The sequence below is a fragment of the Planctomycetaceae bacterium genome, from assembly GCA_039680605.1.
Taxonomy (GTDB): Bacteria; Planctomycetota; Phycisphaerae; order SM23-33; family SM23-33; genus JAJFUU01.
Genome location: JBDKTA010000029.1, coordinates 25,040 through 37,232 on the forward strand (window position 1 = coordinate 25,040; position 12,193 = coordinate 37,232).

The 12,193-nt window shown below is 63.9% G+C and carries 12 protein-coding genes; 8 read left to right on the top strand and 4 right to left on the bottom strand.

The features are described 5' to 3' along the window. Positions 1–33: 33 nt before the first annotated feature. Both ABFD92_09050 and ABFD92_09055 read right to left on the bottom strand, forming a co-directional pair. Positions 34–465, bottom strand: a complete 432-nt coding sequence (locus ABFD92_09050) for a sulfatase-like hydrolase/transferase (protein ID MEN6504672.1) — start codon at positions 463–465, stop codon at positions 34–36. Between the two features lie 9 nt (positions 466–474). After that, complete coding sequence (locus tag ABFD92_09055; protein ID MEN6504673.1) at positions 475–744, bottom strand: hypothetical protein; 270 nt, start codon at positions 742–744, stop codon at positions 475–477. A gap of 310 nt (positions 745–1,054) precedes the next feature. Here ABFD92_09055 and ABFD92_09060 point away from each other — a divergent pair, with 310 nt between their 5' ends. The 6 genes from ABFD92_09060 (at position 1,055) to surE (ending at position 5,651) form a co-directional block, all read left to right on the top strand. Then, entirely contained in the window at positions 1,055–2,017 is a 963-nt protein-coding gene (locus ABFD92_09060; protein MEN6504674.1) for a sugar phosphate isomerase/epimerase, read from the top strand. A 240-nt stretch (positions 2,018–2,257) separates the two neighbouring features. After that, positions 2,258–2,488 (top strand): DUF1778 domain-containing protein, encoded by a 231-nt coding sequence (locus tag ABFD92_09065; GenBank protein ID MEN6504675.1) that lies wholly within the window; start codon positions 2,258–2,260, stop codon positions 2,486–2,488. Positions 2,489–2,591: 103 nt separating this feature from the next. After that, on the top strand, positions 2,592–3,224 hold the full coding sequence (locus ABFD92_09070; GenBank protein ID MEN6504676.1) for a LemA family protein: 633 nt from the start codon (positions 2,592–2,594) through the stop codon (positions 3,222–3,224). Further along, a complete protein-coding gene (locus ABFD92_09075) occupies positions 3,217–4,095 on the top strand; it encodes a TPM domain-containing protein (GenBank protein MEN6504677.1) in 879 nt (292 codons plus the stop codon). The genes ABFD92_09070 and ABFD92_09075 overlap by 8 nt, the downstream gene beginning before the upstream one ends. 4 nt (positions 4,096–4,099) lie before the next feature. After that, a complete protein-coding gene (locus ABFD92_09080) occupies positions 4,100–4,789 on the top strand; it encodes a hypothetical protein (protein ID MEN6504678.1) in 690 nt (229 codons plus the stop codon). 85 nt (positions 4,790–4,874) lie between these two features. Continuing rightward, positions 4,875–5,651: a 5'/3'-nucleotidase SurE gene (gene surE / locus ABFD92_09085; GenBank protein ID MEN6504679.1), complete on the top strand. Its 777-nt coding sequence runs from the start codon at positions 4,875–4,877 to the stop codon at positions 5,649–5,651. Between the two features lie 61 nt (positions 5,652–5,712). Here the strand turns inward: surE and ABFD92_09090 are convergent, their stop codons facing one another. Together ABFD92_09090 and ABFD92_09095 are read right to left on the bottom strand one after the other, a co-directional pair. Then, complete coding sequence (locus ABFD92_09090; protein ID MEN6504680.1) at positions 5,713–7,275, bottom strand: hypothetical protein; 1,563 nt, start codon at positions 7,273–7,275, stop codon at positions 5,713–5,715. Positions 7,276–7,429: 154 nt separating this feature from the next. Continuing rightward, entirely contained in the window at positions 7,430–9,718 is a 2,289-nt protein-coding gene (locus tag ABFD92_09095) for a Tex family protein (GenBank protein ID MEN6504681.1), read from the bottom strand. Positions 9,719–9,821: 103 nt separating this feature from the next. On the opposite strand from ABFD92_09095, the gene ABFD92_09100 reads away from it, so the two are divergent. Both ABFD92_09100 and recA read left to right on the top strand, forming a co-directional pair. Further along, a complete protein-coding gene (locus ABFD92_09100; GenBank protein ID MEN6504682.1) occupies positions 9,822–10,346 on the top strand; it encodes a four helix bundle protein in 525 nt (174 codons plus the stop codon). 314 nt (positions 10,347–10,660) lie between these two features. Further along, positions 10,661–11,764: a recombinase RecA gene (gene recA, locus ABFD92_09105; protein MEN6504683.1), complete on the top strand. Its 1,104-nt coding sequence runs from the start codon at positions 10,661–10,663 to the stop codon at positions 11,762–11,764. Positions 11,765–12,193: the final 429 nt, after the last annotated feature.

A 12,193-nucleotide genomic window follows, 5' to 3' on the forward strand; every position in this document is an offset into this window, starting at 1 on the left:
CCGATCTTCTCTCACCACTCACCACTCACAACTCTACTCATAGCCGTACGCGGCCTTGTCGGCTGTCAGGTCTCGGCCGTCGGTGGTAATCAGGCCGCCGCGGCGGCAACTGAGGCGATAGTCGGCAAAGCCCGCGCCTTCGAGCTTTCCGGGAAAGTCGATCTTGCCCAGCAGCGTCGAGACGACGCCGGCCTCGGCCAGGCGCTGCGCCCAGGTGCGCAGGTCTGCCGGCACGGGCACGCCGTTGGCCCAGTGGCCGATCTCGAAGTTGTACTTGCCCGACATGTAGCAGCTTCGCGCCGGTCCGCAGACCGGGCTGTTGCAGTAGGCGTTGGTGAAGACCGCCCCGCCCGCGGCCAGAGCGTCCAGCGCCGGCGTCCGCACGTGCGGATGGCCGAGATATCCCGCCATCCGCCAGTGGTGATGGTCGCTGACGATCACGAGAATGTTGGGCTTTGTTTTCATGGCGGCGGCCTACTCCAGCGGTGCGTCGGGCGCGATGCGCAGTTCCGTCGGCGGCGTGACGGGAATTTCCTTTGGGCGGCCCAGGGCCGCGGCGGGCGGGCAGAAGTCGTAGGGATAGCGGTATGAGCGGCTGGCGTTGCCGACGTGCTCCCAAACGATTTCCTTCTCGGGCGTCACTTCAAACGCCCGCCGCTCCTGCGACGAGCAGATCAGCGTGTACCCGTTGCAGCAGCGCTCGGGCTTGTAGAGCGTCATGCCGATGGGATAGGCGGTAAGCATGCCGGGATTATAGGCTGCCCCCACCCGTCTGGGCCAGCACTGGTGGCTATGGCCGGCCACTGGTGCGGAGGAATGTGTTTGGGTACACTTTGCCAGCCGTGCCGCGGCATGATTTCTTCGGGGAGCATGGGCGAGACGCCCATGCCACACAGACGCGCGGGCGAGACGCCCGCGATACGGGAAGGATGCTTGCATCTGCGATTGCGAAGGGCATAATTGAACGCCCCGGGGACATGGCGGCTGGGCGACGGCCGCCACGGCACCTGGGCAAATTAGATCGTATCCTGACTAGATACCAAAGGAGACCATCATGAAGCTTGGCGTGATGTCGGCGTGTTTCGGCGGTATGGAACTTAAGGACGCCCTGGCGTACTGCCAGAAGGTCGGGCTCGACGCCATCGAGCTGCCGGCCGGCGGGTACCCCGGCGACCCGTGGAAGCTCTCGGGCGTACACAAGAACAAGGCCCGCCTGGCCGAGCTCAAGAAGATGGTCGCAGGCGCCGGCCTGGTCGTGCAGGGCATCGCCGTGCATGGCAACCCGGTCAGCCCCGACAAGAAACTCGCCAAGGCCCACGCCGACGCCCATCGCAACGCCGTGCTGCTGGCGGCCGAGTTCAACACCGTCGTGATCAACTTCTCGGGCTGCCCCGGCGGCTCGCCGACGGACAAGACGCCCAACTTCATCACCTGCCCGTGGCCGGATGAGTTCGCGGCGGCCTCGAAGTACCAGTGGGACAAGGTCATCATCCCCTTCTGGAAGAAGGAGAACGATTTCGCCGCCAAGGCCGGCGTGAAGATCGCCTTCGAGGCGCACCCGGGCATGGTGCTGCACAATCCCGAAGACATCGTCCGCCTGCGCAATGCCGCCGGCAAGGCCCTGGGCGCCAACCTCGACCCGAGCCACTTCTTCTGGCAGGGGATCGACCCGGTCGAGTCGGCCCGCTACCTGGGCGAGAACAAGTGCATCTTCCACGTTCACGCCAAGGACTGCTGGATCAACCCGGCCGCCCGCGGCACGTGCGGCAACCTGGACGTCAAGAGCTACGGCGATGTCAAGAACCGCGGCTGGGTCTTCCGCACCGTCGGCTACGGCCACGGCGACGAGTTCTGGAAGCCGTTCATGGAAATGCTCCGCCTGTACGACTACGACGGCGTGATCTCGATCGAGCACGAAGACTCGCTGATGAGCATGGGCGAAGGCTTCGAGAAGGCTGTCAATTACCTCAAGGGCCTGATCATCCGCGATAAGGTCGGCAAGGCGTGGTGGTTCTAGCGGCGAAGCCGCTAGAGCGGGAGAGCGGAGAAAGTAGAGAGTTGAGGCGGCCGGATAGGTCCCGATTCAAACCAGGCCGCTCTTCCGCGGTCTACTTTCTCCTCTCTACTTTCCGGGATGCCCGGTGCCGTGGCGGGAGCCCAAAGGGCGACAGCCACGACGAAGCAGCGACAACAGGCGGCGGGTCGAGCATCACTCGGCCCGCCGCTTCTCTGTATAATAATGATGCGGGAGTTCATCATGCGCAAGACTGTCACGCTCAAGCTCGATAATCACGTTTACGAACTGTTTCGCTCCGCCGCGCGAGCACAGGGGCAAACGGTTTCGCAATTCATTATCGATGCGGCCTTGTCACATCTTGATGACTTCGACGCGGAGATGGAGGAGATTCTCTCGGACACCAAACTCCTGAAGCGCCTCAAGAAGGGTTCGCGAGATGGGTGTGCGCTGAGGGGCAAGTTCGTTGATTGAGCCTCATAAAGAACGCTCGCAGTATTCGGCGAGTTAGCATATTCTTCTGTGGTCGTACCGGGGCCGGCCAGGAGCCGGCGCCGGCTAACTGAAAGGGAACGCCATGAATGCGTTGCAGCTTCGTCGTTCGTCGGGCAAGGCCGCTGGGTGGATCATTGCCCTGGTGGTCATCGCCCTTATCGTCCTGTCGGCGGTGATGTACTACATCTCGACGTACAACACGCTGGTGAAGCTGGACGAGGGCGTCAAGAGCGCGTGGGGCGATGTCGAGACGACCTACCAGCGCCGCATGGACCTGATCCCCAACCTCGTCTCGACGGTCAAGGGCTATGCCGACTTCGAGAAGTCGACGCTGACGGCCGTCATCGAGGCCCGCGCCAAAGCCACCCAGACGGTCATCAAGGCCGACCAGGTGACCAACCCCGAGCAGTTCCAGAAGTTCCAGCAGGCCCAGTCGGAGCTCTCGTCGGCGTTGTCGCGGCTGATGGTCGTCGTCGAGCGTTACCCCGAGCTCAAGGCCAACAACAGCTTCCTGCGCCTGCAGGACGAACTGGCCGGCACGGAGAACCGTATCGCCGTGGCGCGCAAGCGGTTCAACGACGCCGCCCGCGACTACAACACCACGCGCCGCGGATTCTTCGCCTCGATGGTCGCCGACCGCGCGGGCTTCAAGGAAGCCCAGTACTTCAAGGCCGAAGAGCGGGCAGCCACCGCCCCGGCGGTGAAGTTTGACTAGGCGCCTCAAAAGCCGATTCGCCGCAGCGGTTCTGGCGGCATGCATGCTGGCGCTGGCGGTGCCGGCGCGAGCCGACGCCCCGCCGCTGGGCAGCCCCCAGGGCTTCGTGAACGATCGCGCGGGCGTTCTGACGGCCGAGCAGCGCAGTGCTCTGGAGCAGAAGCTGCGCGGCTACGCCGATGGCGAGCCGTTCGTCCAGATCGTCGTGCTGACGGTGGAGACGCTGGGCGGCGAGCCGGTCGAGGATTATGCCCAGAAGGTCTTCGACACCTGGAAGATCGGCCAGAAGGGCAAGGACAACGGCGTGCTGCTGCTGATCGCCGTCAAGGACCGCAAGCTGCGCATCCACAGCGGCTACGGCGTCGAGGGCAAGCTGACCGACGGGACGGCCGGCGACATCATCCGATACGAGATCACGCCGGCGTTCAAGAACAACGATTACGCGGCCGGCATCAACGCCGGCTGCGAGGCCATCGCCAAGGTGCTCACCGGCGAGTTTGACGCATCGAGCCGCTGGCAGCGTGACTTCGACAATCTCAGCGAAGGGCGCTTCTTCCTGGGCGCGATTGTCGCCATGATCGGCGGCGGCGTTGCGGGCCTGATATGGAAGAAGCACAAGATCGGCGGGTTGCTGGGGCTGATCGTCGCCATCGGGGCAATTGGGTTGCTGATCTGGTCGTGCATAGCGGCTTTCTTCTGGCTGTTTGCGATCATCGCGTTTATGAAGGGGCTGGGTGCCGGGGGCGGCCGCAGCGGAGGATTCTTCGGCGGCTCGGGCGGAGGCTGGAGCAGTGGCGGCGGCGGGGGTGGGGGCTTTGGCGGATTCGGCGGCGGCAGCAGCGGCGGCGGCGGGGCGTCGGGGAGCTGGTGACGACATGAAGAATATCGCACTGACACTGCTCAATGACGACCAGAAGGCCCGCGTGCGGGCGGCTATCGTCGACCTGGAGCGCACCACCAACGCCGAGGTCGTCGCCGCGCTGGTGGATTGCTCGCGGCCTTACTATCGCGTCGAGCTGCTGGCCGGTGCCGTTGCACTCGCCGCGTACGCCATCGTGGCCGGAGCGATGGTGACCGTTTGCACGATCATGGCCGCGCGCTCGTGGGCGGTGTGGGTTACGCTGCTGAGCAGTTGGACGCCGTGGGTCATCGGCGCGCCGATCGTCTTCGTGCTCGGAGCGCTGCTGGGCAAGGTGCGGGCGGTGGCGTCGCGGCTGATCTCCGCCGCCGAGCGCCGCCAAGCCGCCCTGGAGCGCGCCGAGACCCTGTTCATCAAGCAGCGAATGTTCAAGACCGGCGACGGCACGGGCCTGCTGCTGGCGGGGTTCCTCTTCGAGCGCGTGGCGGTGGTCTACGGCGACGCGGCCGTCAACGCCGTCGTGAAGACCCAGGACTGGCAGGCGGCTGTCGACACGCTCGTGGCGGGCCTGCACAGCGGCAAAGGCGAGATGATTGCCAACGCATACGTACAGGCGCTGGGGCAGCTCCGAACGTTGCTGGCCGACAAGCTCCCCCCGACGGCCGCCAATCCCGATGAGTTGCCCAACGAGTTGATCGTCGAGTGATAAAGCATCCGCCTCCGATTTTCATGCTTCAATATTCCACTATTCCATCCTTCCGTTTCTACGTTGTAAGGCATAATCTTCTGCCATGAAGATCCTCGTGTGCAATGACGATGGCATTCTCGCGCCGGGGCTGGCGGCGCTGCGGTCTTGCGTGGCCGATGTCGGCGACGTGACGGTCGTCGCGCCGGACACGCCGCAGTCGGCGGCGGGGCATGCCATCACGCTGACGCACCCGCTGACGGCCCAGCACGTCAAGGTCGGCGAGGGGGCGTGGGGGTTCGGGGGCATCAGCGTTGACGGGCGACCGGCTGACTGCGTGCGGCTGGCCGTGCGCAACCTCATGGAGACTCCGCCGGACCTGGTGCTCTCGGGCATCAACGCCGGGGCCAACGTCGGCGTCAACGTGTTCTACAGCGGCACGGTCGCCGCGGCCGTCGAGGCGGTCATGTGCGGCATCCCGGCGGTGGCGTTTTCGGCCAAGATGACCGGCGGGACGGCCGACTTCGCCCGCTGCAGCCGCCTGTGCCGCTGGGTGCTCGACCGCCTGCTGGCCGGGCCGATGTCACGCGACGTGGTCATCAACGTAAATATCCCGCTGCTCAAGGAAGGCTGGCCCATCGGCGTGCGGGTCTGCGTCCAATCCACCGCCGGCCTCGACGATCGCTACGAGCTCGACGTGAACATCCCCGGCCGCGCGTACCGCCTCAGCGACACGTACGGGTTCTTCCCCACCGAGCACGAGACCGACGTGACAGCCCTGGACGAAGGCTTCATCACCATCACCCCGCTGCACGTGGACCTGACCAGCCGCACGAACATGGCCAAACTCGAAGAAATCCCCTGGGGCGCCCCGCCGGCGTAATATGGAGTGCGGCGGCCAGAGCCGCCGCTTTGGCAGTTCTTCGAGCAAAGCAACACGTTAGTCACCGCTTGAGCATCGCCTCGATCTGCCTGATGGCCTCTTCCGCCTCGGCGGCCGCGCGACGGGCATCAGCCAGCTCATGGGGATCAAGGCTTTTCTGCATATCTTCTTCCCGGAGCGTCGAAAGGTCGCTTTTCATAACTGGAACAAGCTTTTCGACGACTTCAACTCGAACAGCCTGCTGAGCCAGCATCTGCCGCAGCAGAGTCGCTCGCTGCTGTAATCTCTTAATCGTGTCCTTAATCACACCAGAGAAGTCGACCAGGTAGCAGGTCCCTCGGACTCGTTCAAGACTGACCAGGTCGCGACCAATGTTCTGGGCGGCAGAGGTCAAAGCCTTTGCCTCGGCCGCTGTCAGCAGCTTTCGTGCCGCCAATGTCTCCGCGGCTTGAGGTATTCGCTGGAAATACGTGGCAATGAAATCCATCTGCGCATCAGACACCGCTTGGCTAGGCCAAGCCTCCAAGGCCCAGGCCATAACGATCATTTTCCATTGGCTCTCTTTTGCCAGATCGCCGGAGACGCTGGCCTTCTCTACCAGGCGATCCAGGATGTCCCAAGTCTGCTTTGCGAGCTCGCCGGAATTATTCTTCGACAGGGCCAGGTCAGTACCGGCGCTGAAGGCAAGAGCGAGGAGTACCTCTTTTCGGATCGAGGGCGCCTCGGCAAGTTTTTGCAGGTAGGGCAGACGACGTTCTATCCGCTTCAGGACATCGTGCTCAGGTTCATTCAAAAGAAGTTCTCGGAACCGTTCCAAAAAACGCTGGCGGTCCTGCGGTGAAGCTTTCTTCCACTCCGGCGCAAGCGAATCCGGGATTTGCGTCGCGTACAACATCTCAGCCATCATCTTGAATTCATTGCGAACTGCAAAAGCTTCCGGCAGGCCCAGGTATCCCCCCAGGTACAGCCCATCAATCTGCTTTATGCACAGGCAGAGCGACTCGCTCTTGGTCTTGCGATCGCCGATCTTGTCCGGGGTTTGATATTTTGACGTTGCCTCGGCCAGACAAGTTTGCCAAAGACTCTGCAGCCCTGCCCAATACTTCCCCGCCTCCCCTAGAGGGATCTCAGACGCCTGAGCATTGTAGATCGCCTCGAGTACCTGCTCAGATCGCGCATCAAGCTTCTTCACGGTCGCTTGCTGCTCGGCACTCAGGGTCCGATCCTTGACGGCTGTGTGGAAGGCTTCCGATTCGGTGCTGTGCCATTTGATCAAGTGGCTGGCGAGCCGGTCGGAGATTATCTGATTGTCCGGATAATCCTCGATCTTATCAAGGTTGCGGGAAAAACGCTCCGCCGCCTGGTCGAACTCCGCCGGCGCTGGGGCCGAGGCGGGGGCTTTGTGCCCGCTGAAGCTCTTGAGCCAATCGCTCGAGGGGTCGCTATTGCATCCGCTCGCGATGCCCAGCAGCCCCAGCGCCGCGGCCACGAGGCGGCGTTTCCATGCCGGGCCGGTCTCCGCCGCGCACGAGGGGGAACGGCCGACCAGAAAGAGGATGGCGATCAGGATCAGCCCCAGGATGCCCAGCGCAACCCACCCCGCCGATATCAGTCTTTGTGGCATAGGTCATCTCCCCGAAGATGGGAGTATTGTACCGCCCGTCGGCGGGTTCGCCCATTGCGCACAAATGGAAAAACAGAGAATGGGGAGCACGGGCGAGACGCCCGTGCCACTCACGGGCAGGATGCCCGTGCTACTCATGGGCGGGACGCCCATGCTACTGCTTCAGCAGGTCCGAGAACCAACCGCCGCCTTGGGGTTCTCGGCCGTCTTTGCCGCCCTTGCCGGATCGTTTATCGGTTTCGCGCGGTTTGGAGTTTCCCGCCTCGCGCGGCGGCGGGGCGGTTTTCTGGCCGGGGTTGGTCTTGAGCGACAGCGAGATGCGGTTGCGCTGCGTGTCGACGGCCATCACCGTCACCATCACGCGCTGCTGGACTTTCACGACCTCCGAGGGGTCTTTCACGAACCGGTCGGATAGCTCGCTGATGTGTACCAGGCCGTCCTGGTGTACGCCGATGTCGACGAACGCGCCGAACGCCGCGACATTGGTGACGATGCCCGGCAGCTTCATGCCCGGCTGCAGGTCGCCCACGCTGCGCACGCCGTCGGCGAAGCTGAAGGCCTCGAACTTCTCGCGCGGGTCGCGTCCGGGCTTGGCCAGCTCGGCCATGATGTCCGTCAGCGTGGGCATGCCGACGGTGTCGCTGACGTAGCGTTTCAGGTCGATCTTCTCGCGCAGTTCCGGCTTGGCCATCAGATCGGCGACGGTGCATCCGGCGTCGCGGGCCATCGCCTCGACGAGAGGATATCGCTCCGGGTGTACGGCGCTGGCATCGAGCGGGTTGGCGCTGGAGCGGATGCGCAGAAAGCCCGCGGCCTGCTCGAACGTCTTGGGTCCCATGCCCGAGACCTTGAGCAGTTCGGCGCGGCTCATCAGCGCCCCGTTCTCGTTGCGGTACGCCACGACGTTGGCGGCCAGGCGCGCGCTGAGCCCGGCCACGTAGCTGAGCAGTTCCTTGCTGGCGGTGTTGACCTCGACGCCCACGGCGTTGACGCAGCTCGAGACCACGTCGTCGAGCGAGTGCTTCAGGGCGCCTTGGTCGACGTCGTGCTGGTACTGTCCCACGCCGATGCTCTTGGGGTCGATCTTCACCAGCTCGGCCAGCGGGTCCATCAGCCGCCGCCCGATCGAAACCGCCCCGCGCACCGTCAGGTCATAGTCGGCGAACTCCTCGCGGGCGACCTCGCTGGCCGAGTAGACCGACGCGCCGCTCTCGCTGACCGACACCACCGCCACGCCCGCGCCCAGGCCCAGGTCGCGGCAGAACGCCTCGGCCTCGCGCCCGCCGGTCCCGTTGCCCACGGCGATGGCCTCGATGGCGTAGCGCTGGCAGAGGAACTTGATCATCGCCGCGGCGTCGTCTTTGCGGTTGGCAGGCTCGAGCGGGAAGATCACGTCGTGGTGGAGCATCTTGCCCTGCGCGTCGAGCACGACGATCTTGCAGCCGGTGCGCAGGCCCGGGTCCACCGCCAGCACGCGCTTCTGTCCCAGCGGAGCCGCCAGCATCAACTGCCGCACGTTGTCGGCGAAGACGCGGATGGCCTCTTCGTCGGCCCGCTTTTTGCTCTCGAGGCGCACGTCGGTCTCGATCGAGGGCGACATGAGCCGCTTGTAGCTGTCATGCACCGCTGCCTTCACCTGCGCCGCAGCGGGGCCGCTGCCCTTGACGAACCGCCGCTCGAGCAGCGCGACCGCTTCCTCGGCGTCGGGCTGAATTTCCAGGATCAGGAAGCCTTCCTTCTCGCCGCGGCGCACGGCCAGCACGCGGTGCGAGGGGGCCTTGGCGATCGGTTCGGACCAGTCGAAGTAGTCCTTGTACTTGATCGCGTCGGCTTCTTTGGAGGTGATGACGCGCGACTTGAGGATGCCTTTGCTGGCGAAGAGGTGACGGATCTCCGCACGGGCGCCGGCGTCTTCATTGATCCATTCGGCGATGATGTCGCGCGCCCCGGCCAGGGCGGCCTCGATGTCCTCGACGCCCTTTTCGGCGCTGACGAACGCTGCGGCCGCCGCGGCCGGGTCTGCCGCCGTCTGCTCGAAGATGCTCTGCGCCAGCGGCTCGAGGCCTTTCTCTTTGGCGATGGTTCCGCGCGTGCGGCGCTTGGGGCGATACGGCAGGTAGATGTCTTCCAGCGCCGACAGCGTCGCCGCGCCGGCCACCTGGGCCTTGAGAGCGTCGGTGAGCTTGCCCTGCTCGGTGAGGGATTTGAGGATCGCCGCGCGGCGGGCCGTCAACTCGCGCAGCTGCTCCAGGCGATCGCGCACGGCGATGACGGCCACTTCGTCCATCCCGCCGGTGGCCTCCTTGCGATAGCGGGCGATGAACGGCACCGTGCCGCCTTGTTCGAGCAGCTCGGCCGTCGCGATCACCTGCCGCGCCGAGAGCTTGAGTTCGTTGACAATCTGCGGCACAAACGCCGCCAGGTCAGCTACGGGAACGTCCATGGTCGTCACGGGAACTCCTTTTCTTGCTCCGAAGACATGCAGTGATTGTATCGCATGGTGGCACAGGCTTTCCAGCCTGTGACATGGCGGGTAGGATGAACCCATGAAATACAAACGTTTTGAAGACCTGCCCGTCTGGCAGGCGGGGATGACGCTGACAGAGAAGGTTTTTACCATCACCGCCGATAAGGCTTTCGCCTTTCAAGGCGACCTGGCCAACCAGCTTCAGCGGGCGGCCCTGTCAGTCTGCAACAACATCGCCGAAGGTTTTGAGCGGGGCACGACGAATGAGCTGCTTACATTCCTTTATTACTCTCGCGGTTCGGCCGGCGAGGTGCGGTCGATGCTGCTGCTGATGGACCGCCTGGGGCGGTTCAAACATCCCAAATCTGAAATTTCAGATCTCAAATCACTCGCCGAGTCCATCTCGCGTCAACTGCGCGCCTGGGCCGATACGCTCCAGAACTCCCCCATCAAAGGGCAGCGATATCTCAATGAGCAGGTGCGGGAGAAGGATCAAGGCGCCACGCGGCGTAAAGCATTCGAATCGCAGCTCCAGCGGATCGTGGAAGAGGGACAGGCCACCAAGAACACTCCACCCCCAGGCTCGAGCCAATCAACCGGTTAACGAATCAACCAGTTAACCAGCCCTCCAACCCAAGTCGCCACTTGCCGCTTGCGATGTATCGACGCGCGGCGTAGACTGCCGGGCAGTTCGGCGGCACGGTCTCCCGAAATAATCTAAAGTTTAGGTTTGTGTTAGCCGAACAGGTACCTTACAGTAGTTGCGGCCGCCGGGCAAAGGCTTCGGCGGCAATGGTGCCCGCTTTTGTGTGGGCGCCCCGGCGCCGCAGCGCGACGCCGCAGCAAGGTATGCCCGCGGCCTGGATGGGCTGGCGGGGCAGTTCGGGAGACAGAGCAATGGTCAAGGTAGCGGACACTATGGAACCCAAATCGCGCAAGAACGCCGGGCCGGACAAGGAAAAGGAAAAGGCCGCCGTCGACAAGAAGCGTCACGACGCTCTCGACACCGCCCTTAAGCAGATCGAGAAGAACTACGGCGTCGGCGCGATCATGAAGATGCGCGAGGACCAGATCGTCTCGGTGCAGGGCATCTCGACTGGCGCGCTGAGCCTGGATATCGCCCTGGGCGGCCAAGGCATGCCGCGCGGGCGCATCTGCGAGCTGTTCGGGCCCGAAGGCTCGGGCAAGACCACCCTGGCGCTGCACGTGATCGCCTGTGCCCAGAAAGAGGGCGGCGTGGCGGCCTTCATCGACGCCGAGCACGCCCTGGACCCCACCTGGGCCCGCCGCCTGGGCGTGAACCTCGAAGAGCTGCTGATCAGCCAGCCCGACACGGGCGAGCAGGCGCTGGAGATCTGCGAGATGCTCGTGCGATCCAACGCCGTCGACGTGATTGTCGTCGACTCCGTCGCGGCGCTGATCCCCAAGGCCGAGATCGAAGGCGACATGGGCGACAGCCACGTGGGCCTGCAGGCCCGCCTGATGAGCCAGGCCATGCGCAAGCTCATTGGCGCCATCGCCAAGAGCCGCGGCAGCATCATCTTCATTAACCAGATCCGCATGAAGATCGGCGTGATGTTCGGCAACCCCGAGACGACCCCCGGCGGCAAGGCGCTGAAGTTCTACAGTTCCGTGCGCGTCGACGTGCGCCGCATCAGCACCCTCAAGAGCGGCGAGACGGCCATCGGCAGCCGCACCCGCGCCCGCGTGGTCAAGAACAAGGTCGCCCCACCGTTCAAGACCGCCGAGTTCGACATCATGTTCGACTCGGGCATCAGCTACACCGGCGACCTGATCGACCTGGCCGTCGAACGCGACATCGTCGCCAAGCAGGGCGCCTGGCTGAGCTACGGCGACATCCGCCTGGGCCAGGGCCGCGAAAACGCCAAGGCGTTCCTGAAGGACAACCCCGACGTGACCGAACAGATCCGCGCCGCGGTCATGGCCGCCCACGCGACGGCCTCCGACGCCGGCCCGGTTAAGACCGCGGGGGAAGAAGACGAAGGCGAAGCAGAAGAATAAGACTCTCACCGCGGAGTCCGCAGAGACCGCGGAGAGGAATAGAGAAAAGTTAAGGCGCTGCCAGAATCTCGGAGCCCGGGCCATGTGCTCGGGCTCCGTTTCATGTGTGTTAGCGGCGGAGCTTGCTCCGCGCGGTTGTTTCGCTCAAGTGGAAAGAACGTATTTGGGGCAAGTCGCGCGGCAGAAAACGCGCGGGGCAAGCCCCGCCGCTAACCCAACTTCCGCAGTTATAGATTTATGCAGATTATTTTCGGTCGATTTGTGCAGGAATGGCGGTGCAATGGCGGCATTCTGCTACCCCAAAAGGGTCTTTTCACTTGTTTTGGATCCGATCAGCCCGCCAAACGCAATGTAGTGAAGACCAAGTGGATTGCACCCTGGCAACGCCCGTCGCCACAATGGCGGCATGTATCTTCGACGCTGTTACAA